This is a genomic window from Bacteroidota bacterium, assembly GCA_040388375.1.
Taxonomy (GTDB): Bacteria; Bacteroidota; Bacteroidia; order UKL13-3; family UKL13-3; genus JAAFJM01.
Window position 1 is genome coordinate 310,376 of record JAZKBU010000006.1, and the last position, 23,954, is coordinate 334,329.

23 protein-coding genes are annotated in these 23,954 nt (G+C 34.0%); 11 read left to right on the top strand and 12 right to left on the bottom strand.

What is annotated here, in order from left to right; genetic code table 11:
• Positions 1-41 precede the first annotated feature (41 nt).
• The 4 genes from V4538_11175 (at position 42) to V4538_11190 (ending at position 4,523) form a co-directional block, all read left to right on the top strand.
• Entirely contained in the window at positions 42-968 is a 927-nt protein-coding gene (locus tag V4538_11175) for a lipid A deacylase LpxR family protein (protein MES2381595.1), read from the top strand.
• Positions 969-1,134: 166 nt separating this feature from the next.
• Positions 1,135-3,072: a sensor histidine kinase gene (locus V4538_11180; protein MES2381596.1), complete on the top strand. Its 1,938-nt coding sequence runs from the start codon at positions 1,135-1,137 to the stop codon at positions 3,070-3,072.
• A 26-nt stretch (positions 3,073-3,098) separates the two neighbouring features.
• Positions 3,099-3,695 carry a Crp/Fnr family transcriptional regulator gene (locus V4538_11185; protein ID MES2381597.1) on the top strand — a complete coding sequence of 199 codons (597 nt, stop codon included), beginning with the start codon at positions 3,099-3,101 and terminating at the stop codon, positions 3,693-3,695.
• 60 nt (positions 3,696-3,755) lie between these two features.
• Positions 3,756-4,523 (top strand): alpha/beta hydrolase, encoded by a 768-nt coding sequence (locus V4538_11190; GenBank protein ID MES2381598.1) that lies wholly within the window; start codon positions 3,756-3,758, stop codon positions 4,521-4,523.
• 83 nt (positions 4,524-4,606) lie between these two features.
• On the opposite strand, the gene V4538_11195 is transcribed toward V4538_11190, so the two are convergent.
• Positions 4,607-5,269, bottom strand: coding sequence for an NAD-dependent epimerase/dehydratase family protein (locus V4538_11195; GenBank protein ID MES2381599.1), 663 nt, complete (start codon positions 5,267-5,269; stop codon positions 4,607-4,609).
• 84 nt (positions 5,270-5,353) lie between these two features.
• Between V4538_11195 and V4538_11200 the strand changes: the two genes are divergently transcribed.
• Positions 5,354-5,908 carry a cob(I)yrinic acid a,c-diamide adenosyltransferase gene (locus V4538_11200; GenBank protein ID MES2381600.1) on the top strand — a complete coding sequence of 185 codons (555 nt, stop codon included), beginning with the start codon at positions 5,354-5,356 and terminating at the stop codon, positions 5,906-5,908.
• Between the two features lie 20 nt (positions 5,909-5,928).
• On the opposite strand, the gene V4538_11205 is transcribed toward V4538_11200, so the two are convergent.
• The gene (locus V4538_11205; protein ID MES2381601.1) at positions 5,929-6,894 is read right to left on the bottom strand and encodes a hypothetical protein; all 966 of its coding nucleotides are present in this window, start codon (positions 6,892-6,894) and stop codon (positions 5,929-5,931) included.
• An 85-nt stretch (positions 6,895-6,979) separates the two neighbouring features.
• Here V4538_11205 and V4538_11210 point away from each other — a divergent pair, with 85 nt between their 5' ends.
• Both V4538_11210 and V4538_11215 read left to right on the top strand, forming a co-directional pair.
• Complete coding sequence (locus V4538_11210) at positions 6,980-7,780, top strand: helical backbone metal receptor (protein MES2381602.1); 801 nt, start codon at positions 6,980-6,982, stop codon at positions 7,778-7,780.
• A gap of 64 nt (positions 7,781-7,844) precedes the next feature.
• The gene (locus tag V4538_11215; GenBank protein ID MES2381603.1) at positions 7,845-8,774 is read left to right on the top strand and encodes a hypothetical protein; all 930 of its coding nucleotides are present in this window, start codon (positions 7,845-7,847) and stop codon (positions 8,772-8,774) included.
• A gap of 89 nt (positions 8,775-8,863) precedes the next feature.
• Here the strand turns inward: V4538_11215 and V4538_11220 are convergent, their stop codons facing one another.
• The gene (locus V4538_11220; protein ID MES2381604.1) at positions 8,864-10,240 is read right to left on the bottom strand and encodes a hypothetical protein; all 1,377 of its coding nucleotides are present in this window, start codon (positions 10,238-10,240) and stop codon (positions 8,864-8,866) included.
• 155 nt (positions 10,241-10,395) lie between these two features.
• Positions 10,396-10,980 carry a penicillin-binding protein activator LpoB gene (locus tag V4538_11225; protein MES2381605.1) on the bottom strand — a complete coding sequence of 195 codons (585 nt, stop codon included), beginning with the start codon at positions 10,978-10,980 and terminating at the stop codon, positions 10,396-10,398.
• 151 nt (positions 10,981-11,131) lie between these two features.
• On the opposite strand from V4538_11225, the gene V4538_11230 reads away from it, so the two are divergent.
• The gene (locus V4538_11230; protein MES2381606.1) at positions 11,132-11,632 is read left to right on the top strand and encodes a TlpA disulfide reductase family protein; all 501 of its coding nucleotides are present in this window, start codon (positions 11,132-11,134) and stop codon (positions 11,630-11,632) included.
• Positions 11,633-11,787: 155 nt separating this feature from the next.
• A complete protein-coding gene (locus V4538_11235; GenBank protein MES2381607.1) occupies positions 11,788-12,765 on the top strand; it encodes a pyruvate dehydrogenase complex E1 component subunit beta in 978 nt (325 codons plus the stop codon).
• 79 nt (positions 12,766-12,844) lie between these two features.
• Here V4538_11235 and V4538_11240 read toward each other — a convergent pair whose 3' ends face one another.
• Genes V4538_11240 through V4538_11270 form a run of 7 tightly spaced genes read right to left on the bottom strand, consistent with a single transcriptional unit; the run spans position 12,845 to position 20,733 of the window.
• Positions 12,845-13,342 (bottom strand): cupin domain-containing protein, encoded by a 498-nt coding sequence (locus V4538_11240; GenBank protein ID MES2381608.1) that lies wholly within the window; start codon positions 13,340-13,342, stop codon positions 12,845-12,847.
• A gap of 5 nt (positions 13,343-13,347) precedes the next feature.
• Positions 13,348-14,454 (bottom strand): glycosyl hydrolase 53 family protein, encoded by a 1,107-nt coding sequence (locus tag V4538_11245; protein ID MES2381609.1) that lies wholly within the window; start codon positions 14,452-14,454, stop codon positions 13,348-13,350.
• A complete protein-coding gene (locus tag V4538_11250) occupies positions 14,451-14,951 on the bottom strand; it encodes a YdeI/OmpD-associated family protein (GenBank protein ID MES2381610.1) in 501 nt (166 codons plus the stop codon). The genes V4538_11245 and V4538_11250 overlap by 4 nt, the downstream gene beginning before the upstream one ends.
• 2 nt (positions 14,952-14,953) lie before the next feature.
• Positions 14,954-16,276 carry a hypothetical protein gene (locus V4538_11255; protein MES2381611.1) on the bottom strand — a complete coding sequence of 441 codons (1,323 nt, stop codon included), beginning with the start codon at positions 16,274-16,276 and terminating at the stop codon, positions 14,954-14,956.
• The gene (locus tag V4538_11260; protein MES2381612.1) at positions 16,273-17,685 is read right to left on the bottom strand and encodes an O-antigen ligase family protein; all 1,413 of its coding nucleotides are present in this window, start codon (positions 17,683-17,685) and stop codon (positions 16,273-16,275) included. The genes V4538_11255 and V4538_11260 overlap by 4 nt, the downstream gene beginning before the upstream one ends.
• A 46-nt stretch (positions 17,686-17,731) precedes the next feature.
• On the bottom strand, positions 17,732-19,942 hold the full coding sequence (locus tag V4538_11265) for a hypothetical protein (protein ID MES2381613.1): 2,211 nt from the start codon (positions 19,940-19,942) through the stop codon (positions 17,732-17,734).
• A 2-nt stretch (positions 19,943-19,944) separates the two neighbouring features.
• The gene (locus V4538_11270; GenBank protein MES2381614.1) at positions 19,945-20,733 is read right to left on the bottom strand and encodes a TolC family protein; all 789 of its coding nucleotides are present in this window, start codon (positions 20,731-20,733) and stop codon (positions 19,945-19,947) included.
• A gap of 248 nt (positions 20,734-20,981) precedes the next feature.
• Here V4538_11270 and V4538_11275 point away from each other — a divergent pair, with 248 nt between their 5' ends.
• Complete coding sequence (locus tag V4538_11275) at positions 20,982-21,413, top strand: hypothetical protein (GenBank protein ID MES2381615.1); 432 nt, start codon at positions 20,982-20,984, stop codon at positions 21,411-21,413.
• A gap of 67 nt (positions 21,414-21,480) precedes the next feature.
• Here V4538_11275 and V4538_11280 read toward each other — a convergent pair whose 3' ends face one another.
• A complete protein-coding gene (locus tag V4538_11280; protein ID MES2381616.1) occupies positions 21,481-22,401 on the bottom strand; it encodes an arginine deiminase-related protein in 921 nt (306 codons plus the stop codon).
• Positions 22,402-22,491: 90 nt separating this feature from the next.
• Here V4538_11280 and V4538_11285 point away from each other — a divergent pair, with 90 nt between their 5' ends.
• Entirely contained in the window at positions 22,492-23,949 is a 1,458-nt protein-coding gene (locus V4538_11285) for a S41 family peptidase (protein MES2381617.1), read from the top strand.
• Positions 23,950-23,954 lie beyond the last annotated feature (5 nt).

Sequence of the window (23,954 nt, forward strand, 5' to 3'; positions counted from 1 at the left end):
CACAAACAATCGTTATTAAGCTATTTCTCGTAAATTAGATTATGCGTTATTGTTTACTATTGGTAGTTTTTGGGGTCACTCAGGTAGTTGCTCAGGACAAACTTGTTCGTTTTAATTACGACAACGACTATTTTAGTGCTACCGACAGGTATTATACGCAAGGGGTAAGATTGGAAATAATTGCTCCTGCTTTTCAAAAACTGTCTATTCCTTTTTTACTCATTAAACAAAAAAACAGTACTTCATCTTTTGCAGGGATAGCTATTGAACGGGATGGATTTACCCCAACCGGTATTCGTATTGATTCTATCCCCATAGGAAACAGGCCTTACGCTGCCACTATGTTTTTATCTAATTTCAGCATAGAGATGAATGAAGTAAAACATACCCGAATTACTTCGCAAATAGATATTGGTATAATGGGTCCTGCGGTAGGTGGTAAAGAAGAGCAAAAGGGTATTCATTATGCTATTGGCGATTTACTGCCTTTAGGTTGGCAATACCAAATAGCAAATGACTTAATACTAAAATATACAGCTATTTACGAAAAAGGGTTGTTGAACAAAAATTATATAATGGCTACTGGTTTTACACAAGGCAGGCTTGGTACTTTGTATACTGATGCTTGCGTTGGAACTATGCTTAGAGTAGGTTTCATGAATAATTATTTTTCCAATCTTGGTATTACTAAACAAGCTAACACTAAAAAATTTCAATTATATGGTTTCGTAAAAGCCAGTGGTAAAGTAGTAGGCTATAACGCTACTATGCAAGGTGGTTTATTTTCTAACAGCATTTACACACTTCCTTCTTCTTCTATTAATCGTTTGGTAGGTCAGGCTTTTTTAGGCGTTGTAGTTGCTTACAAAAGATTTCAATTAGAATATACCAAAACTTATCTATCGCAAGAGTATAGCAATGGGCTTACACATGGTTGGGGGCATTGCAATATTTCTTTTTGCTTCTAGGCTTTCATTATAGTTTATAGGAACATCACATCTTTAAAATAAGTAATATTCATTGCTATTGGATAAAATACAATAATTAATTATTGTTGAAGAAAGCTAGGCTATAACTATTTAACAATGAAAGTAACAGTATATGTAAGCTGTTAATAGCAAGCCTTTAAAATATATGAACAAACAACTATTCTATTTTTTATTTTTCTTTTTTATAAATGGATTATTGTATGCGCAAAAAACGGATAGTTTGTTGCAGCTATTACCCAATACCAAAGACACACAAAGGGTGCAAGTGCTTAATGCCCTGTGTTCGGAATACACATACAACGACCCTAATAAAGGAAAACTATTTGCACTGGAAGCATTGCAAGTAGCAGAACAAATTAATTATACACTTGGCAAAGCAAGAGCGCTGAATAGAATAGGGATTATTTATGATGTATCCGGTAATTACGATAGTGCTATTGATTGTTATTTACAAGCTGGTATTGCTTTTTCACAGGCCAATAATATCAGAGGAAAAGGTGCTGCACTGAATAATATAGGAATGGTTTATTCTGTAAAAGGCAATTATAAAAAAGCACTTGTACACCATTTTGAAGCTTTAAAAATATTTGAATCAATAAATGATGAACCATATGCAGCCAGTGCATTAAACAATATTGCCAATGTATATGCTGATTTAAGTAAATACAAATTGGCTTTTACTTATTACCTGAAAGCTTCTGTTATCAATAAAAAAACAGGCGATAACGATGCCTTAGCCTCTAACTATACCAATATTGCTTCTTCATTAAGGGAATGTAATCAACCGGACTCTGCTCTTTTTTACGTAAATAAGAGTTTAGATATTCAATTGGCTTCTAATAACCAATATGGGTTAGGTATATTGTATACTGTTGTAGGAAATATATATGGAGATAAGAATCAGCATAAGCAATCACTATACTATTTATTGAAATCGCTTCAAATAAGAAATGAGTTAAATGATGAAGCTGGGAAAGCATCTGTTTTAATTAATATTTCGGGTCAGTACACTTATTTAAACAATAAACCTTTGGCTGAAAAATATGCACTACAGGCTCACGAAATTGCTTTGCGTATTAATAGTTATAGAATGTTGCGCAAAACATCTATGCTTTTATTTAATTTATATACCAGAGCGGGAGAATACAAAAAAGCGGTACAATATGTTGATATAGCAATTATGGCCCGCGACTCTGCCATGAACGAAGAAAGCAACAAAAATATGGCGGAAATGGAGGCGAAATATGAAAGCGAAAAACAAATACTTGAGCTGGAAAAAAAAGATTTGGCTTTGAACAATGCTACACTTGAAATTGAACAAAAAAGAAGTACGATTACGTTATTGGTTATAGCATGCTTATTTATTGTACTCCTTGGATTTGGAATTTATAATTTCACTCGTAACAAGCAACAAAGAGCATTGGACGCGCATTTAATAGCACAGCAGGAACTGCGTAATAAAGCCATTATTGAAGCAGAAGAGAAAGAACGTGTACGCATTGCACGTGAGTTACACGATGGAATAGGCCAGCAACTGAGTGCTGCAAAAATGAATTTATCGGCTTTTGAAGCCACTATGCCTGAAGATAAGAAAGAAACTTTTCATTACCTGATGGAATTGGTAGATGATGCAGTAAAAGAAGTAAGAAGCATTTCGCATAACATGATTCCAAATGCATTGCTTCGCTCTGGATTAACAAGTGCTGTCAGAGAGTTTGTAAATAAGTTAACTATATCAGGCGATTTAAAAATAGATTTACATATAGTTGGTATTGATACGAGATTGGATAATTCTATTGAAACTGTTTTGTACCGAGTAATCCAAGAATGTGTAAGCAATATTATAAAACATGCACAAGCATCGCATGTAAATATTCAATTGATTAAATACGATACGCACCTTAATCTGGTTATTGAAGACAATGGTGTAGGATTTGACACAAACAAGATTAACGACTTTGAAGGTATTGGTTTAAAAAACATTGTTTCGCGCGTGTTATACCTTAACGGAACAGTAGATTTTGATTCCATGTCGGGCCATGGAACCACCATTATAGTTGATGTGCCTACTAACAAAGTTTAGTCTTATTATAAACAACATTAAACACTATGACAGAAATAGAAATACTTGCTTTTGCACTGCATCAATTTGCCGGCTTAACTGATGATGATTTTAAAATTTCTGCTCCATACTGGAAACATAAAACATATAAAAAAGGCGATTTTTATAACGAACATAAAAGTGTTTGCAAATATCTGGGCTTTATAACCGGTGGTGCTTTTCGCTCATTTGTTATTGATGAAAAAACAGATGAAGAAAAAAATATTTTCCTTTATTCAACCAATGGATTTGTAGTAACCTTCAAAAGTTTTATTAACCAGATTCCATGCGATTACCATACACAAGCTATGACGGATGCTTCGGTTATTTATATTAGCATTGACGATTTACTTTCGTTATACCAACAATCGCATAAATGGGAAACCTTTGGCCGTTTACTGGCACAAGAAGCATTTAATATAGCGTTGGCAAGAACAGAGAGTTTCTTATTTCAAACACCCGAAGAGCGTTATTTAAATTTAATAAAGCAGCATCCAGATATTTTCAATAACATTCCTCTTTACCACATTTCATCTTATTTAGGCATTAAAGGCCCTTCATTAAGCCGAATCAGAAAAAGAATTTCCGAAACACAACGATTTTAACTTAGGTGAAAATTATTACCATTTCCGCCCAATACCTTTGTTTCATCAAATCAGAAAATTATGAAAACGAAAACAATTGTATTTATCCACGGATTATTTGTAAATGATTCAAGTTGGGCAGCATGGAAAAATTATTTTGAAGCCAGAGGTTTTAACTGCTATACTCCGGCTAATCCGGGACACGAAGGAACACCTGAAAGTTTAAGAGCGAACATACACCCACAATTAACCAAAACAGGTTTTGAAGATGTAGTGATGAATATTGTTAAACTAATAGACACACTACCTGAAAAGCCAATAGTAATAGGCCATTCATTAGCCGGATTGGTAGTACAAAAACTCATAGAAATGGACAAAGTGGTAGCAGGTATAAGTATAGATGGGGCACCTCCAAAAAATGTTTTTGCCCCATTGGCTACTATAAAAGTGGTATTACCTGTAGTAAATATATTTAAAGGCAACACTGCATTTTTAGGCAGTAAAGAATGGTATCATCATGCCTTTTTTAACAATTACTCCAAAGCAGAAAGTGACCAGCTTTTTGAAAACATAGCTGTACCTGAAAGCAGAAAAATAGCAAGAGATACTTTGTTAAAATCGTTTGCCAATATTGATTTTAAAAAACCACATAATCCATTGCTTTTTATAGGTGGTTCTAAAGACAATATTTTCCCTTCGAGTTTTACCAAACGTATTGCCAACTCTTATAAAGATAAAAACAGCATTACTGATTTTAAAGAGTTTGAAAACAGGAGTCACTTTATATGCGGAGAGAAAAACTGGGAAGAGGTAGCGGATTATGTATTGAATTGGATTGGTAAACAATAACGCGACTTGTTGTTAAAATAAATCAAAAGAGCCATTGAATAATCTGTTCAATGGCTCTTTTACAATTATAAAGCAATAGAAATTTATTTATTTCCTAACTCATTAATATCTCGCACTTCTAAAATTTGTTTATCGCTACCAATAATAAGGCTATTAATCATAGCTTGACCAACTTGAGCTAATGTGCTGGCACTATTGGGAAATATTGCTTTTAGTATGGGATACATCCAGCCAATATATTTATACAATGGCAATGCATTTTTTTGACCGGGAGTTAGTTTCATAAAACCTGGACGGAAATTATAAACCTTTTTAAATGGCATCTGTGCCAAAGTATTTTCAGTTTTGCCTTTTACACGCGCCCACATCTGTCTACCTTTTTCTGTACTATCAGTACTTGCACCACTTACATAAATAAATGTCATTTGCGGATTTTGTTGTAACAATACTTTGGCAAAATGAACAGTGGTATCAAAAGTAATACGATTATACTCTTCTTCTTTCATACCTATACTGCTTACACCTGCACAAAAGAAACAAGCATCGTAACCTCTTACATTTTCATCATCTATTTTCATGCTTAAAAAATCAGGTACTAAATATTCTTTCAATTTAGGATGGGTCATACCATTTGATTTCCTGCTTACACTTAATACTTCTGAAACCTGAGGGTGTGCCAGACACTCAATTAATACTCCTTCGCCTACCATTCCGGTGGCCCCGGTAACAATTACTTTATAGCTCATTGGTAAATTTTAAGCAATAATACTTAATCGTTGATAATTTAATTAACTAAAACTATTTTGCCCATATAATTGTAAAATACAAACATGACATTTAAAATATATACCAAAACCGGTGACTCTGGAGAAACTTCATTAATTGGAGGAGTAAGGGTGCCTAAATACCATTTAAGAATAGAAAGTTATGGTACTATTGATGAGTTAAACTCTTATATTGGTTTGATAAAAGATAGCGTACAGGACAAAGATGTATTGGATACTTTAGCTGAAATACAAGACAGGCTTTTTACGGTTGGAAGTCTATTGGCCAGCCATCCTGAAAAAAGTAAAATGAAGGTACCTGATTTGCATGAAGCCGATATTGAATTACTGGAGAAAAAAATGGATGAAATGGACCAGCATTTACCGGCACTCAAGAGTTTTGTTTTACCGGGTGGTAATATAACTGCTTCTCATTGCCATGTGGCTCGTTGTGTATGCCGCAGAGCGGAAAGATTGGTTGTTCATTTGGCAACGGAAACAGAAGTTGCCCCTATTGTACCTAAATATTTAAACCGCTTAAGTGATTATTTATTTATGTTATCGCGCAAAATTGTTATTGATGCAGGAGGAACGGAAGTAGCCTGGAAGCCTAGAATGTAATGTCCTTAATTAATCGCTACTTATACTACCTGCTGCTTGGTATTATCAAGCCAACTGATTAAAAAATACATATAACAAGTCCATATCATCCTGCCATCAGCTATGGTTGAAATGTAGGAAAAAGTATATAAACCAATGGCTATTATAATGCTTGCTGCACAAGCTTTTTGTAATGAGTTAAATGGCAACTTTCTTTTAATTAATTGCATGTTGTAAATAGCATATAAAACAAACGGAATACCGAAACTGGCTATCATACTAAACCATGTATTAAATCGTGTAAAATTGTTTTTTACAGATACTAAACTGGAATGCCAAAACCAATTTTTATTGTGTAAGTCGCCAGCACTTACCGGTGCATAATGACGTATTAGATAAGCTTCAATAAGCAATAACACAAACAATGGCACAAACTGTATAATCAGTTTACGCTCCACTTTTTTATAGTGGTATATAAAATAAAATGGCAAGCCTATCACTATTGTTTCCTTTACACAAAAACCAATTAAAATAGCAGTATAAAATAGTGCTAATTGATTGGTAATGGTTGCATAAATACTTAGTGCTATAAAAAAAAACAAGGAGGCATCCACATAGGCTATACTTGAGTAGTAGAAAGTAGGGAATGAACAAATAAATATCCAAGTAGCATACCAACGCTTATTGATGTCTACTTGCATTAAATGGAGTATTTTAAAGAAAATCACAATGCCTAAAGCTAGGAAAAATAAGTTTACAGTATTGATTGATGTCAATGCATCGAAGGGTAAATAGCTAGCCAGCAAGGGCACCCCAAAACGCCAATTGGTAGCCGGACGTAAGGGAGCCGTTAAAACTTCTCCTCTAAAATACTCCACGTAAGCTTTAAAATACTTACTGTCGTAAGGTTGTTGTTTTACTATACTTTGGTTACCATTAAACCTTGGTAAAACCATAGCAGCAAACAACAAAACGGTAAATATTATTTTGGGTAGTTGCTTAATCAAATTATTTAGTTCTATTTAAAAAATAAGCTGCTATTTTTGAACTGCAATAAACAACAACTCCAGCCATTTTTTAAACAATAAAATAATGACCTCAAAAACTTTTATTGATCAAATGGGGAATAAAGTAACTATTCCTTTTCCTCCTAAGCGTATTATTTCATTGGTTCCATCGCAAACGGAGTTTTTATACGATTTGGGATTAAGTGATGAGGTAGTCGGGCAAACGTTATTTTGTATTCATCCCGATAAATACCACCAAACCAAACCACGTATTGGTGGTACCAAAAATTTTAAACTAGACCTAATTGCACAATTAAAGCCGGACTTAATTATAGCCAATAAAGAGGAAAACGAACAAAAGCAAATTGAGTATTTACAAAGCCATTACCCGGTTTGGATAAGCGATATACAAACATTAGCCGATGCTTATAAAATGATGGAAGGTATTGGTGAAATAACGGATAAACAAAATGAAGCAAAGAAAATAGTACAAGCTATACAACAAAGTTTTATTGGATTGGACTCTTTACCTGCTTTAACCAATAATAAGGTAGCTTATTTTATATGGCGGAAACCTTATATGGTAGCGGGCAATCATACTTTTATTAATCACCTGTTGGAAAACATTCATTTAAACAATGTTTTTAAAAATAAACCCTCCCGTTACCCTGAAATTACCGTTGATGAATTAATAGCGGCTCAACCTGAATATTTGCTACTTTCTAGCGAGCCATACCCTTTTAAACAAAAGCATATTGATGAGTTGCAGGCTATTTTACCACAATCGAAAATACTTTTGACTGACGGAGAGCTATTTAGTTGGTACGGAAGTCGATTACAACATAGTTATGCTTACTTTAAAACGCTATTAAGTAATCTGGCTTAATATATTTATTGAGAAGTTTACCACATCGGGTTTTTACATTGTTTTTTTTATATTTTTGTGGCTTATGGAAGACAATAAGCAAAAGTCAAATCGTATTGCCATACTTATTCCTTGGGCGTTAGTAGGAATTTTAACAATACTCAATGGTTTTTTTATTTATAATTATTTTAAAACTGATAAAAAATTAGCTGATACCGAAGAAGTTTTATACTCTACCACGGAAGCTAAAAACTCGCTGGATTCATTGTTGAATATTACCAACGATGAATTGGCTAGTTATAAAGGTCAAAATGCTTCGCTTGATAGTTTAGTAAGTCAGAAGGATAATGACTTAAAAATGTATGCGGAAAAAATCAAACGTTTGTTATCGCAAGACAGAGTGAGCAAAGCTGATTTAGAAAAAGCATTGGATGAAATAGATGAACTAAGATATTACAAGAAAAAATATCTTTCGCAGATTGATTCTTTATCTGGTCAGATTGTAAATTTAAACAACGAAAACAGCCGTCTTAAAGGCAATATTGATAATCAAAAAAGAAGTAACGAAAACTTAAGTTTGGAAAATGCAGGTTTAAAAACCAAAGTAGCTATTGGAGCCAAACTAAGTACCAATGCCATTGCTGTTACAGGTGTGAAAATAAGAAACAATGGTAAAGAAAAAGAAACCATGAAAGCTAAACAGGTTGAGCAATTAAAATTTACTTTTAAAATTGGCGAAAACTATGTAGCAGAACGAGGCAGTAAGGATATTTATTTAAAAATTTCATCGCTGGATGGAACAACACTTTATAACCAGGCTACAGGAACGGCTACTTTTAAATTCCAGGGAGAAGAATCGCTTTACAGCCAAAAGAAAACCATTGACTTTACACAAGAAGCACAGGATGTAATTATTTATTGGGCTAAAGGCTCTGAATTTGCATCGGGTAAATACAAAGCTGAATTATTTGCAGAAGGATTTAAAATAGGTAGTGTTGACTTTGAACTAAAATAGTTTAATTACTCAAAATGAAATAAACAAAAGAGGCTGCCAGTGGCAGCCTCTTTTGTTTTATAGTATTGTGTCTAAATATGCTGTAATAATTATCTAACTACAATATTGCCATACCTATCTACTAAATTAGTAAACTGTAGGGTTTGAAAGGCTTGAAAATTGGTTTGTCCCTTTTTCATATCTACAAAAAATTCATTCTTTTCTAATGAATCTTTATTGCTTGTTTCTAAACGTATTTTCTGTGGCCCAACTGGTAAAAACATTCGGGTATAATTAATAGAATATGGCAATAACTGCCAATTTCTGGTATCAGCCTGCTCTGTAAAAGTATTTAATAAATTAAGCGCCAAGCCCGCTCCTTCGTTTTGGTTACGTGCTACTTGCTCTGCAGCTTGTTTTAAAGCCAAGCGTAATACTGCTTCACCTATTTCTTTCAGCATCCTGTCATCTAAGCTTTTATAGGCTATGGCATTAATATCTTCAGCCAAACACAAATCGCTTCTGTTGTTTAAACTATCTACAATTTGTGCTTTGTTATAAAGTGGCACCCGCGTTAAATATTTAGGCCAAGCTACTCTCACAACTTTAAGTCTTGACAAGCTTTTTTTCTCGTCTTCACTACCTACGTAAAAAGGAAAATGCAATCCTAAGTCGGCATTTACAAAATCAACCCAACCGTTTTGTAAAGGTATTATGGCAAAGTTAATGGAGTTCTCATCTTTAACCGGACCTAAACCATTGTTCCAAAAGAAAACCAAAGGAGCGGTTCCTTCAGGCATTGGCTGCACTTTCATATTAAACTCACTTTCGTATTGGCTCACTTCTTCACTAAAATGAATTAGTCGGGCAGTACGCAAAATATCTTTCTTTAATTGCAGAGGAATATCGGTGCCTAACTGGGTAACATAATCTTCTTTGTATATGTTATAAGCATTTCTATAAGCAATAAAAGCATTGTTATAATCTTGTTGTGCATCGTAAATCATACCCAATAAATTATGGGCAAAAGCATCGCGCCTGTACTTGTTTTTATTTTTATATAAATCGTTTACGCGTTGGCTACTTTCTATCATTCTTTTGCAAGCAACCAAGGCATTATCATAATCTCCCAATTGCACAAAATTCATGGTTGAATAATAGTGTATGAGTATTTGCTCAAATGTTTCTCCGTTATAGGTAGTAAAATTGGGATTGGTAAATAAACTTACAAAACTCTCTGCATAGTTTTTTCTAAAATCTTCTACAAAATAGTCCGCTTGCTTAAAGTACAGATTGCTTTCAGTATTTTTTCCATTCATCCAAAGTACAGTGCCTTTGTTTAAATAAAACAGCAAAAGATTGCGTTTAGGTTTTTGCCATTTTTTATCTTTCATCAAGGTTTCCGCTTGATTTAAGTTTCCATTATAAACAGCTTGCATTAAATCATAACTTTTCTGGTAGTAAGTGGTACAAGCACTTAACACCATAGTTATAACTATTGCTACTAATATGACTACTCTAGATTTGATGACTTTGTTATTTAAATGATGGAGATGATTATTTCCTTAAGCAATACTATTTAAGCAAAACAAACACCTTAAACCCAATGATTAATAAGGTGTTTGCTTAGGTCTTTTAATGATTAGTTTTTAACTAATTTTTTAATTTGTTTTTGGCCAATCCAAACTTTTTCATTGCTTTCTAAGTCAGATAATTCAAGGTTTACTTGGTATGCCACTGATTTGCGATTTTTATATTCATCGGTAATTGAAGTAATAACACCGTTCATCATAAAATCAGCTCCTTTTTCTTTACCCCATTTCTTTTTGCTTTCTTCACTGGCAAATGTTTGTTGGTCGTTGCGTTCTTCACGTAATTGATTACGCTCGTCAGCACTTTGCACTACGCTCACACGTCCTTCGTTTATAAAGGCTACTTCCATGTTTTTAATAAACATAGTTGCATCAATATACTCGCTGGTTTTGTTACGGATACTACCTATAATAACAACAGGTTTGCGGTTATGTGTTTTTTCAAAATTAGCAATCCAAGCTCTGGTCAATACGTCTTTAGTCATTTCTTCTGCAACTAATTTACTATCCGTATCGTTCCATCTGCCGCTAATATCAGTTTGAGTATTAGGATCTACTCTTTCAATTTTTCTGTTTCCACATGATGAACTAACCAAAATTCCGGCAATGCTCATTACAATCAATAATTTTTTCATGATTACTTATTTTTAATTTTTCTTCAACATTACAAAATGCTTGCCAAAGTTACACAAACTTTTTGATGAAGAAATTTTCACCTAATTTTTTGGCAATAATTTTGATAAATGAATATTTAGCTATTATTTAGCCAAAGCAAATAAAACTAACATGAAAAAATTAATTATCACACTATTAGCGGCTTTTTCGCTTACTTTCATATACGCACAAGAGCAAAAACAAACTTTACCTGATTTAAATTTAAAAGATGTAAACGGTAAAGTGGTAAATGTAAAAGATTATGCAAAAAAAGGCAAAATTGTAATTATTAGCTTTTGGGCTACTTGGTGTACTCCTTGCAAAAAAGAATTGAACAATATTAACGAACTGTATGACGAATGGAAAACCAAATACGATGTAATTGTGGTGGCTGTTTCTATTGACAATGCAAGAAATGTAATGAAAGTAAAACCATATATTGATGGTCAGGCTTGGCCTTTTGATGTATTGTTGGATGTAAACAGCGATATGATGAGAGCCATGAATGTAGTAAACCCTCCGCATACCTTTTTATTGGATAAAGCGGGCAACGTAGTTTATAGCCATACAGGTTATTTGGAAGGCGATGAATTTGCTTTGGAAGAAAAAATAAAAGCAATCGTTAACAAGTAATTTTAAAAATATTTTGGAAACCAGCTTTTTAACGAAAGCTGGTTTTTTATTTATATAGCCGGGAATGCAAAACTTAGCTTTTTAAAAAAATTGCCCACAGCTATTTGATAGCAAGCTAAACCGATTATTTTTGCAACACTTTTTATAAAACCATAATGAGAGTAATACAATTTAGAGAAGCCCTGCGCGAAGCCATGAACGAGGAAATGCGTAGAGATAAAGACATATTTTTAATTGGCGAAGAGGTTGCTGAATACAACGGTGCCTACAAAGTGAGCCAAGGTATGCTTGAAGAGTTTGGCGAAAAAAGAATTATTGATACACCTATTGCCGAATTAGGTTTTGCAGGAATTGCTGTTGGTGCTGCCATGAATGGTTTGCGTCCAATTGTAGAGTTTATGACTTTCAACTTCTCATTAGTAGCTATTGACCAAGTAATTAACTCTGCTGCTAAAATGTACCAAATGAGTGGTGGGCAATTTAATATGCCTATGGTTTTTAGAGGACCAACTGCCAGTGCAGGTCAATTAGGAGCACAACATAGCCAGGCTTTTGAAAACTGGTATGCTAACTGCCCGGGTTTAAAAGTAGTAGTCCCTTCTAATCCATACGATGCAAAAGGTTTATTAAAAACCGCCATCAGAGATAACGACCCGGTTATTTTTATGGAAAGCGAGCAAATGTATGGCGACAAAGGTGAAGTACCAGAAGAAGAATATTTAATCCCAATTGGCAAAGCTGTTACCAAACGTGAAGGAACTGATGTGACTATTGTTTCATTCGGTAAAATTATAAAAGTAGCTTATGCTGCTGCTGAGGAATTAGCCAAAGACGGTATTAGCGCAGAGATAATTGATTTACGCACTGTACGCCCTATCGACTATGATGCCATTATTGAATCGGTGAAAAAAACAAACAGATTGGTTATAGTAGAAGAAGCTTGGCCTTTGGCAAATATCAGTACTGAAATTACTTATATGGTTCAAAAAAATGCTTTCGATTATCTGGATGCACCGATTCGTAGAATCAATACCGCTGATACTCCGCTTGGTTACGCTCCAACTTTTGTAGAAGCCTTTTTACCAAGTGTAAAACAAATAGTAACTGCGGTAAAAGATGTAATGTACAAATAGTTGTTGGTTGATAGACCATAGATACATCTTATCTTATAAAAATTAAAAAAGCTACTCATATCGGGTAGCTTTTTTAGTTTTAATAGGTCATTTCATCAATTAAGTTAGCTAGGTGCGGATGCTGATTTTGTAGAATTGATTTATTGGCTAGTTCAAAATCGGCAAAGTCAAAACCCGGGGCAACGGTGCAGCCTACTAAGCTAAAGCCGTTTGCAACTTCGCAACGTGAGCCAAACCAATTACCTGCTTTAATTACACATTGAAAGGTTTCGCCTGCTTCTATATTTCGTCCAAGCTTATGGGTAATTAAGGTTCCATCGTTTTCTATTTCGTAGATGGTTAATGTATCGCCATCGTAAAAATGCCACATTTCATCACTGGCTATTTTATGAAAAGCAGAAAACTGTCCATACTCCAGTAAAAAATAAATACCTGTGCTGGCATTTTTATCACCCTTAAAGTTGGGTGTTAAAGCATTGTTTTCAATGATTAAATCAGCCCGATATGTTTCTTTAAAAGCCCCGCCTTCTACATGCTTTGTTAAGCCTAATTTATCTATATAATATTTTGCATTCATTTGTTTTATTGTATTACTAAACTATCCAAAGCGGGTAATGCTTTGTTTTTAAAATCGAACAAGGTGAGGTTTTCCCAAGGTGAACCATCAGTAGCCATTGCACCTTTATAAGCTACCCATTCAGGAGCCCAATAACACATACCATAATTGGTATTCACTGATTGATTTTTTACAACTATTTTCTTTAACTCTCTTATAAAATTTGCCTGCCCGTTTACATCTGCTTTTAAACCTGCTATTAAATTGGTGGAGTCTCCCAAAACATTTGTTGTCCAGTCATTCCAAAGCATGGTAAATGGATAGGCTGTTTCTGCTATCACTATGGGTTTGTATAATGTACTTAAATAAGACAAGGCGATGTCTAAATCATTCCATTTATTGCCATGCCACCACGGGTAATAGGAAATACCTACTATATCAAACTGCACATGGCTATTGATAAGCATTTGAAAATATTCGCGTGCCCCGGCATAGCCCGCATAATGAATCATTATTTTGGTTTGTGGCAATTCTTCTTTGCAAGCTTTTATAGCTTCAATAAGCAGCTCTGCTAAATGCACATTATTACTATCAGCAAATGAATTGATGCGACCTACCGGCCACAAAAAACCATTGTTAATTTCGTTTCCTACCTGAATATAATCGGGCGCTGCATTTTGTAATTTAAGTGCTCGTAGTGTACGTTTTGTGTATTGGTAAATACTATCTTTTAATAATAATAGCGGTAAGTTATTCCATGCTTTGGGCGTAGTTTGACTACCCGGATCCGCCCATATATCTGAATAATGAAAATCGAGCCAGAACTGCATCCCTGCTACTTTTATACGTTTGGCAAAATCCATTACTTCCGGCAATGCAGATTGTGTATTGACGGGGTTATTCCATAATCGCACCCTGATGGTATTAATACCTTTATTATGTACTAAATTTAAAATAGGAACCGCTGTCGAATCTTTATAATACAATACATTGTTTTGCTCCATAAGCGGAGTAAAGGAAAGGTCTAATGCATTAATAATATTGGGCTTTTCGGAATTAATAGAAACAGTATTGCTTTCTTTATTGCAAGCAAATAATATAGGCCATATAAGCGCATATAGTAAGTTTCTCATTCTTCTTTACTTTTATGAATATGGAATGTACGTATTTTTATTTTTTCGGCTAATTCTAAAGCACGCTTTATTCGGCTATCTATATTTTTTACGGTGGTTATATAGTGAACCAAACTTCTTTGGTAGCCTCTGGTATAAGCATAAAATATTTTACTGGCTTCTTCGTCTTGCTCTAATACGGAAAGTAACTCTTCGGGTATTTCTAATTCATCTGAATCAACCAAACTAAAAGATACTGCAATGGGTTGCGGGCCTACTTCTAATTTACAAGCTTTACGCAAAGGGCCGCTAATCATAAAATATTTACCGGCTTCTTTGGCACTTTGTATAGCTAAATTAAACGGGTATCCGTTTATAGTTCCTTTTACTCTTATTCTACCTTTTACAACCGGTAACTGACTTAACACATCAGGAGGAATAAAAATACCTTTATACGAAATACTTGACGATACATTTGACAAGACTCCTGCGAACGTATAAACTTTACTATAATCCATTTTTACATATTGATAGATATAACAAAGGCTACGAGCATTAATGTGGAGAATATATAGTACTCAATAACGGGAGTGTATTCTTTAAAACGAATGCCTTCCATTTTACAATAAATAACAAGCTGTATTTTTTCTACTAAAAATGAAATGGCTGTGGCATAAGCAATACCTGCAATACCAATCCACTGCACAAACCAAATAGCCAATACTACATTTACTATAAGCACATTGGTTGAAACCAAATAAAAAGCGCGTGTTTTAATTAATCCTGTTAAAACTGTTTGAGGAAATACAAGTCGGCTAATGATTAACAGTAATGATATATTGAATATTTTATACCCTTCTACGAAATTTACACTGTATAAATAAATGTATAAATATTTGCTGGTAAATAACAATATGATAGCTAAAGGAAACATCCATAACATTAATTTCCGGCTACTTGCTTTTAAGCGACCCAAACCTTGTTTCAGTAATCCTTCTTTGTTTAAATTAGCTATTTCACCACTGTAAATGTTACTTAACGAGTTGGCCATAATTAAAAATATAGGCAACTCTTTTGCTCCGTATCTAAATACCGCAAACTCTGCTTCAGTAAAATTATGTTCTACTATAAAGCTATTGATGTATTCCATACTGCCACCAAGTAATATGGAAAACATAAAGGGCATTACCTTAACCATAAACTCTTGTATAAGTCTTGTGTTAATACTTATAGTGGAGTATTTCATTAATAAAATAATGGTATAATTAAACTTAAGTAGCGCTAATATTACCAATAAATTAACTGCCAGATTAAGTGTTTGACCAAAAAACAAAGGCAAACAAAGCATTAATACATGGGCTGTAAATGTTACTATACCCCATATAATTAAGGATCGGAATTTCCCTTTTAAATAAAATATATAATCGACTATGTAGGTGGGTGTATTTAAAAAGACGACCAATGAAAACATCTGGTATAAATAAAAATCGCTTTTTTTATAAAGACCAAAACAAAGGGTAATGGCTCCTGCCACAAAAGCAAATACAACCATTAAAGCAAAAGCATTGAATAAAATTCTTCGCTGCCGATCTTCGTTACTCGCATTAAAAAAAGGTACAAGGGTATTACAAATGCTGGATACCCAAAAGAAAGTTAAACCCGAACTTACTACCATTAACAGCTCGTATCTGCTTATAATGCTAGTACCATAAACAGTACTGAACCTGTAAAAAGCAATTTTTGCTAAAAGGACTGAAATAAGAAAAAAGGTACCATACCGCAGAAACTGATATAGTTGAAGTGAATTGTATTTGGTTAGTTTTAAGTTTTCCTTTTTTATCACTCTTTATGCTCAGGTAAAATATTACCTTCTTTATCAACCCAGTTTTTACACGTAAACATATAAACCATACTAATGAACATGACTACTGCAGTTGGATTTTGACCCAAAATTTGATTACCATAGCTAGCAAACATAATACCAAAAAAACCTCCACATACGGCCATCATTTGGGAGCGTAATAAAGGATCTTTTATTTTATAAGTATTATACATACCAACGCCCAAACATATAAATAAATGGATTAAATGCAAAATTAAACCTACCACACCCATTTCAACCCAAATTCGTACATACCAACTATCAAGTGCTACTGAGCTTAACCAACGGCCCGGGTAAAAACGCTGCCCCCAGCTACCACCTGTTCCTATACCTGCGCCAATTGGCCGCGAAGCCAAATACCCTTTTAGCAGTTTTTGATTTTCAACCCTTACCATTAATGAAGGATCATTGGGGTCTAAACCGCTTCGCATACGCTGTATCTGGTAATTACTGCTACCTACTGAGGTAAACTTAAGTAAGCCAAAAAACATTCCGGCTATTATGCCCCCTATTAAAAGTATTTTAAAATTACCTATCATTAAAAAGTAAATAAAAACACCACCAATAATAATAAATAACGGCCCCCTGCTGCCTGACAGGGCATAACCCCAAAATAGTATGGCAAATGAAACCCAATAAAAAATACGTTGCTTTTGGGTTATACCTTGTGACAAAGCCAGTAATAAACAAAACACGCATAAATGTGCCATTCCGGAGCCAAATTGCCCTGCATCGGAGTAAAAGGACCAGATACGCATACGCCCTTGAATCAGGTGGGTTATTTTACCTCCTTCTTCTAACCACCTTACTTCGCCCGAGGTAATACCAATATAATGTTGTTTAAATCCATAAAATGCGGCAATAAGTGACCAGATAATAGCTATTTTTATCAACAAGGAAAGGTCTTTCCTGTCGGGCATTAGTATTAAGGTTAAGGGCACCTGCAATACCATATAAAGGCCTATGCCACGCATGGCATAAAACCAGGCTTCTTTGCTGGTAGCTTCCGGATTTACCAATTCAAACATGATAAAACCCATCCACATTAAAGCGAGCCAAAACGACCAGTTATTAATTCTGCTGGCTTGCTCTTTGGTAATACTAAAAATACAGGCTATAACGGTTATAATTAAAATACCATCAACCAATAAACCAAAAGGAATATCGGATGGTAAAAAACGGCCTAAGCCATTTACAAAAAAACAATAATGATAAGCACTAAGTAAACCCATTCGCGGGTTTTTAAAAACCAAAACAAAATAAGCTATAACTGCAGGAATAGCAATAATGGCACCGGCAAATAAAAGGCCTAATTTAGCAACACAAACACCTAGAACCACAGCTACAGCAGCAACAACGAATGACCGCAAAATTTCAGAATTTTGAGGTGATTTATTTTGCCTGACTGTTAGCATATTAGTATTTCGAGCCTCCGAAAATAATTTTTAGTCTTTTCCTTATTTTAGACCTTTGCTTAGGAATTTCTCCATAAATACCTTCCAGTAAATCGGGTATTACTCTGTTAAGAATAACTTTTACACCACCGGGTTTTACCTTTTCAAACTCTTTTAAAATTCTTTGGTCGCTGGCTGTCCAACTTTTGTGCGCATGCACTATTAATAAGGATACATGGGATTTATCCAAAATTTCAATTGGTATAGGATATTTATTTAAACTGGGTAACTCAATAATGGTAAAACTGTGTTGCCCATCTTCCAATGGTGTTTCGTTATTGGCTTCTATTAAATCGCTAATGTTGTTGGCATCAACTAATTTATCTAATACTTTGTATTCTTTTACTTGTAAATCGCTGGCTACTTTTTCCATAATCACATCGCTTTTTTTGCTCGATGTTTCCGGGTACAACAAAATAACATTGTTTTTTATTTGAGCCAGTTTAATAGCAAGCAGTTTTGCTATATAACTTTTTCCTTCGCCTGACTTGGTGCTTAATACCGTTATAACATGCCTGTCGTTGGCATAGTTTGATTGTTTTAATTCAATAAAAATGGAGTTGATAATACGCTGTACCAATGCATTATTCATTTCATTGATATCAATTAACTTGCCGGGTAATTCTAAATCGGGTAAAGCATTCAATAATGGTAAGCCTATTTGTTTTTCTACTCTTTCAGGGCTTTTGATGGCACTATTCATGAGCTCCTGAGCAATGTAGTAAGCCAATAAAATAATAAAGCCCGCAACGAAAGAAACAATAATTAACAAGCCCCTTTTTGATGGCAATGGGCTAATAGGAAAAATAGGATTATCGACTATTTCTAAGCTACTGCTCATTTCAATATTTTGTTGTCGCAGTTTGGCTAAATTTAAACCATGTAAAATAGATAAGTATTCTTTTTCATTGATACTTATTTCCCTGTCCAACATATTCATGGTTGAGCCTAAAGGTGCAAACTTGGAGTAGATACCATCAAACTGTTTAATGCGCGCATCAAACACTTGTAACCTTCCCCTACTCTCTTCCAACTCCACTAATTTACTTAACCATTCGTCCAATAAATTTTGTTGTGGAATCCATTCTATGTTATTGTTAAAGTTATAAAAATCGCGTGCTTTTTCTTTTATTTTAAGCTTTAAATTATCCAATTCATTTTCCATATTCTGGATTTGAGTGGTATTCATTTTATATGCTTTTGCATTGGCAATATTTACATTCAACTGTGCTATTTCCTGTCGAATCTTTATCATATCCTCGTTGTTTTTCAACACATCAGTATATTTCGACATTTTCTCTTCTATGCGGTTAATGGCTGAATTAGCCGCTTCAAACCGCATTTTTTCTTTGTAATAATCGGTTGTTAAATCTTCTTTGCTTTCCGCAACAAACTTTGATTGTTCGTTGTAATTAATAATTTTATTATCAATACCAAAGTCGCGTAGTTTGTTTTCTGAGTTTTGTAGTGTATTGAATGATTTATCCAACTGCTGCTCAAAGTACTTTACTACGTTTATAGTTTCTGCGTTTTTTATTCCTTTAAACCTTATACTGAACGATTCAATAACAAAGTTTAAAGCATTTAAAGCAACCCCGGGGTCCGTTGTTTTATAGCTCAACTCCACCATATCGGAACTGGCCTTACGATTTGCCGTTAACGAATTTAAAATGACCTCGGTGTTATAAAACAAACCGGGTGTATTTAATAAATACCTGACTATATTGGTATTGGTACTGTCTTTTATTTTTTCTAAACGTTCAAAAGTTTTAGTAAAACTGCCCGGCACTATTAGTCGTTTCTTTTCGTTTTCAGGAATTAAATCCTTAAACTTTTCAAATGCGCGTTCACCCAATACATCTTTTGTAGGAGCTGCTAATAATAAATGTTGCGCCAGTAATTTCAAACCAACTTCTTCAATGGTTTCTCTGCTCTTAATGGTGGTAATTAAATTATCAAAAGCATTGTTAACAGCAAAAAAATCAACTTTACTTTCACCATTGTCCGTAATGCTATAACCGGAAACCAAACCTGTGTAAATGGTGGCATTTGTCTGGTATTCCCTTACTTGTTTGCTTGTTAACAGGAATACGGTAACCGACATTAACAAAGGAAACAACAATAACCATTTCCATTTATTCAATACAATTCTTATAAAAGTTATTAAGGTCATAACTATTTATTTGACCCTTTCCTTTTATAGGTAATTAACGGCACACCAAGTGTTGTTTCCAACTTATAAAATGAAGCCATAAAATCGCGTTTAGCTTGTTCAAAACCAGCTTCGGCTATAGCCATAATATTACGCAGTCTGCTTAACTCAGCAGGTGGAATTTTTCCTCTTTTCATTTCAATCAAAGCCAATTCAGCCGTAATCCTGCTCGATTCCAAATCCTGACTTTTTACCCACAACATTTTTTGAAATGAAATTAAATTAAAATAATCGTCAATAATCTGGCGCTTGTAAGCTCTTTTCACATCGTCCTGTTTGTGCTTCGCCATTTCGGTTTCGTAGTACAACGATTTCATTCTGGCTTTACGCCCCGCTATATCACCCAAAGGCAACACTATATTTATACCTACCCTGTACCCAATACCTAAACTTTGTGTTGATACATCAGTAGTAACATTACTGGCAACTACCTGGTTAACTTGATTGCCATAAGCGTAGTTATAAAACAATTGGATAGAGTTTAACCATATCCATTTAATATAATCACGGTTGTATTTAAATTTATTGGTTTCGGCAATGGCCATTTTTAAAGGTGCCGAATTTTCTGTTACGGTTATTAAAATAGAATCAAGCGGTATTAACTGGTCGCCTAAATCTTCATTCATGTCAAAAATGTTAGTATCAATTTCTGTAATGGCCACATTTACTTTGCCATTATTTTCCAGCAACCTGTTATTCAAGCTATCTATTTTTTCTCCTATTTGGGCATGGCTCAAAAACCTTAGCTGCATGAATGCAACTAACAATAACAGGGAAATAATATTTGATTTAAATGTTTTGATAAAGCTTGATTTTTAAACAGTTCTTTCAAAATTCGAAATAACACTAATTAATTGTGTATAGCCCAATTGATAAGTGAATGTTACAAACACGAAGATGTGAATTGAAAATTTTATGTATAGTTTTATTGTTTTTTAAACCTTTTGTTATTTTTGGCATCATACACCAAATTTTTAAACCATTTAAACTATAAAAAACCATGAAAAATATCGTTAAAAGTATTGCCGTACTGCTATTATTTGTAAGCACAAGTGCCACATTGTTCGCACAAAGACAACAAGGAAGTAAAATGGAAATGGTAATGTCTAAACTAACAGAAAAACTGAGTTTAACTCCCGACCAACAAAGTAAAGTAAAAGCTATTTTCTCTACTCATTTTGACCAGATGAAAGCATTGAAAGAACAAGTAAAAAATGCAAGCCCTGAAGACAAAAAAACAGCTTTAAGAGCACAATGGAAAAAAACAGATGATGCTATGTTAGCGGTATTGGACACTACACAAAAAACAAAATACCAAGAAGCAAAAAAGGAAATGCGTAAAAACAGAAAAACCAGAAATGCTGAAGGGAGACACAAAGGAAAAGAAGCACAACAAGATGTACAAGAATTATTAGATGACAGTGCATACTAATAGGTGCTAATAAAAAAAGAAGCTGTCTAAATGGACAGCTTCTTTTTTTATGTTGTATTAGCAATTACTAAGCTTTCTCTTTAGCCGTTCGCTCCTTTAAAAAAATTTCAGCCATCATACAACGAGCACTACCTCCTCCATTGTTTTCTATGGTATAAAGCGGAGTATATAAAATACTGCAAAGGCTTTCTATCATTTCAATCTGGCTTGGAGTTAGTGCTTTATAAGCCTGCTCACTCATCACCAAATACTTTTTATTTTCAGCACCCAAAACTTCTAAAACATTACCTGCAAACTGATTTAATTGGGCTAAGTTAATTTCAATAATTTGTTTGGTAGTACTTTGTTTAATTTTATTTCGTTCCGTTTCACTCGGTATACACTCCCAACAAACAATTAAAAAATCGGTTGTTACACTCATAACCACATTGGTATGGTAAATAGGTTTTTTGTCAGCATCTAAAGCTACAAAATGCACCAATTGGTAATTAAACGCTGCACAAAATTGTTGCAATAAATCAATATGCGTACGTGGCGATATGCAGGCATAACAAATTTGATGATCCCTATCCAATACCATACTACCCGTGCCTTCCAAAAACTTATCTTCCTTTTCAGAGTCTGTATAATCAACAATTTCTTCCAGTAAAAAGTCTTTGCTCAAAGTTTCTAAAATATCAGCACGCCTTTCTGTTCTTCTATTCTCGGCCTGCATGGGATATACGCCAATCCAATTGTTTTCATGAAAACTTATCCAGTTATTAGGGAAAATAGAATCGGGGGTATGTGGTTCTAAAGTATCTTCAATAACATGTACTTTTACCCCTGCCTCCGTTAATTTATTTACAAATGCATCAAATTCATTTAATGCATTTTGTTGTGTATTTAAAGTATTATTGGCTTTTTGAAATGAATTGCTGGTAGCTGTTTGCGTATTAAAAGTAAAGGCTACAGGCCTTATCATTAAAATATGGTTTGTTGATTGCATAAGGTTTCAAATAAAATACAATAATTCTACAATTTAAGTTAGTTTTTTATCTATTGAATTTGATTAATTTGCCACCTATTATCTATTTAAATGAGTAAATTAAAACTAGTTGTAAGTTATGTATTCTTTATTTTTTCCATGGCATTATTTGCACAGAAAAACAGTACTACGATATACCAACCTGCCGAGATGCAAAGTGATTTTGATTACTTAAATACCAGCTTACAACTAAATCACCCGGGCTTTTACCGTTATACCAATGCCAAGGAATGGCAAGCGCTTTTTGAAAAGACAAAAAGCCAGTTAACAGAACCTTTAAGCGATATAGCTTTCAGAATGATTTTACGGAATTACATAGCCCATGTAAAATGCGGCCATACACAAATATTTCCCAGCGTTAAAACTCAAAAATTATTTGCTAAAAAGAAACACTTTTTTCCTCCCTTTAGAGTAATTTTTACCGATTCAAAAATATTAGTTACTAAAAATGAAAGCAACGATTCTGATTTAGTATGTGGCTCACAAATATTGAGCATTAATAACCATTCATCGGCAGAAATTATTGATAAAATAGAAGAAGTACAAAATGCCGATGCCGGTTTAAACAGCATGAAAAACTATTATGGCGCATCGCAATTCCAGTCATTTTATGTAGCTTTTTTTGGCGAAGATTCCATCTATAATGTAACCTTATTGTCGTTAAAAAACGATACTTTAAAACTTAGCTTACAAGAAGAAAAAGAAGAAAATAACACAAAAGCCAAACCCACTGCCAAAACACCGCGGAACCAAAGTGTTTTACTTAATCAGGAATTCGCTTCATTTAGAATTTGCAAAGGCGATACACAAACAGCCATTATGAAAATAAAAGGCTTTCAGCTAAGCAATGCCAATAAGTTTTTTGAACGCGCTTTTACCCAAATAGAACAAAACGATATAAAATATTTAATTGTTGATTTACGAGGTAATGGCGGTGGCAGTATAGGGCAAGCAACTGAGATGTTAAAATATTTAAGTAAAGATACGTTCAGCTATAGTTTTATAAGAGGTAAACAAGGGCTCACCTATAGAAAATATGCTAAGCAAAAATTCACTTATTACTTAACTCGTTTTTCATTAGGGCTCATTAGTGCCAAAACAGAAACAGAAAACACCTATCAATACCAGTTTACTATAACGCAAAAAGAAATGAGTAGCTTACCTCGTTTTACTGGAGCTATATTTTGCCTCGTTGATAATGGCTCGTTTAGTGCAGCCAGTTTTGAAGCTGCGTATTTAAAACACAAAGCCAATGCTATTGTTATTGGACAAGAAACAGCAGGCACCGAGTCCGGATGTTTTGCTGTAAATACTCCTTTTTTAGAATTACCCAAAACAGGTAATTTTGTGCGTATACCACACTATAAGTTCCAACATCATTTACCCGTTGCCGATTCAGAAAGAGGTGTTTTGCCTAGTATTGAGACAACCATAACTTCACAAACAATTAATTCGAAAAATGATGAGGATTTAGATTTAATTTGGAACCTTATATTTGAAAAAAATTAACGACT

Coding starts and splice junctions, on each gene's coding strand:
- V4538_11225 (MES2381605.1), bottom strand. CDS start 10,980: ATGAAAAAATTATTGATTGTAATGAGCATTGCCGGAATTTTGGTTAGT.
- V4538_11285 (MES2381617.1), top strand. CDS start 22,492: ATGAGTAAATTAAAACTAGTTGTAAGTTATGTATTCTTTATTTTTTCC.
- V4538_11280 (MES2381616.1), bottom strand. CDS start 22,401: ATGCAATCAACAAACCATATTTTAATGATAAGGCCTGTAGCCTTTACT.
- V4538_11215 (MES2381603.1), top strand. CDS start 7,845: ATGGAAGACAATAAGCAAAAGTCAAATCGTATTGCCATACTTATTCCT.
- V4538_11275 (MES2381615.1), top strand. CDS start 20,982: ATGAAAAATATCGTTAAAAGTATTGCCGTACTGCTATTATTTGTAAGC.
- V4538_11210 (MES2381602.1), top strand. CDS start 6,980: ATGACCTCAAAAACTTTTATTGATCAAATGGGGAATAAAGTAACTATT.
- V4538_11190 (MES2381598.1), top strand. CDS start 3,756: ATGAAAACGAAAACAATTGTATTTATCCACGGATTATTTGTAAATGAT.
- V4538_11245 (MES2381609.1), bottom strand. CDS start 14,454: ATGAGAAACTTACTATATGCGCTTATATGGCCTATATTATTTGCTTGC.
- V4538_11200 (MES2381600.1), top strand. CDS start 5,354: ATGACATTTAAAATATATACCAAAACCGGTGACTCTGGAGAAACTTCA.
- V4538_11195 (MES2381599.1), bottom strand. CDS start 5,269: ATGAGCTATAAAGTAATTGTTACCGGGGCCACCGGAATGGTAGGCGAA.
- V4538_11270 (MES2381614.1), bottom strand. CDS start 20,733: ATGCAGCTAAGGTTTTTGAGCCATGCCCAAATAGGAGAAAAAATAGAT.
- V4538_11185 (MES2381597.1), top strand. CDS start 3,099: ATGACAGAAATAGAAATACTTGCTTTTGCACTGCATCAATTTGCCGGC.
- V4538_11250 (MES2381610.1), bottom strand. CDS start 14,951: ATGGATTATAGTAAAGTTTATACGTTCGCAGGAGTCTTGTCAAATGTA.
- V4538_11265 (MES2381613.1), bottom strand. CDS start 19,942: ATGACCTTAATAACTTTTATAAGAATTGTATTGAATAAATGGAAATGG.
- V4538_11175 (MES2381595.1), top strand. CDS start 42: ATGCGTTATTGTTTACTATTGGTAGTTTTTGGGGTCACTCAGGTAGTT.
- V4538_11220 (MES2381604.1), bottom strand. CDS start 10,240: ATGGTGTTAAGTGCTTGTACCACTTACTACCAGAAAAGTTATGATTTA.
- V4538_11235 (MES2381607.1), top strand. CDS start 11,788: ATGAGAGTAATACAATTTAGAGAAGCCCTGCGCGAAGCCATGAACGAG.
- V4538_11240 (MES2381608.1), bottom strand. CDS start 13,342: ATGAATGCAAAATATTATATAGATAAATTAGGCTTAACAAAGCATGTA.
- V4538_11230 (MES2381606.1), top strand. CDS start 11,132: ATGAAAAAATTAATTATCACACTATTAGCGGCTTTTTCGCTTACTTTC.
- V4538_11180 (MES2381596.1), top strand. CDS start 1,135: ATGAACAAACAACTATTCTATTTTTTATTTTTCTTTTTTATAAATGGA.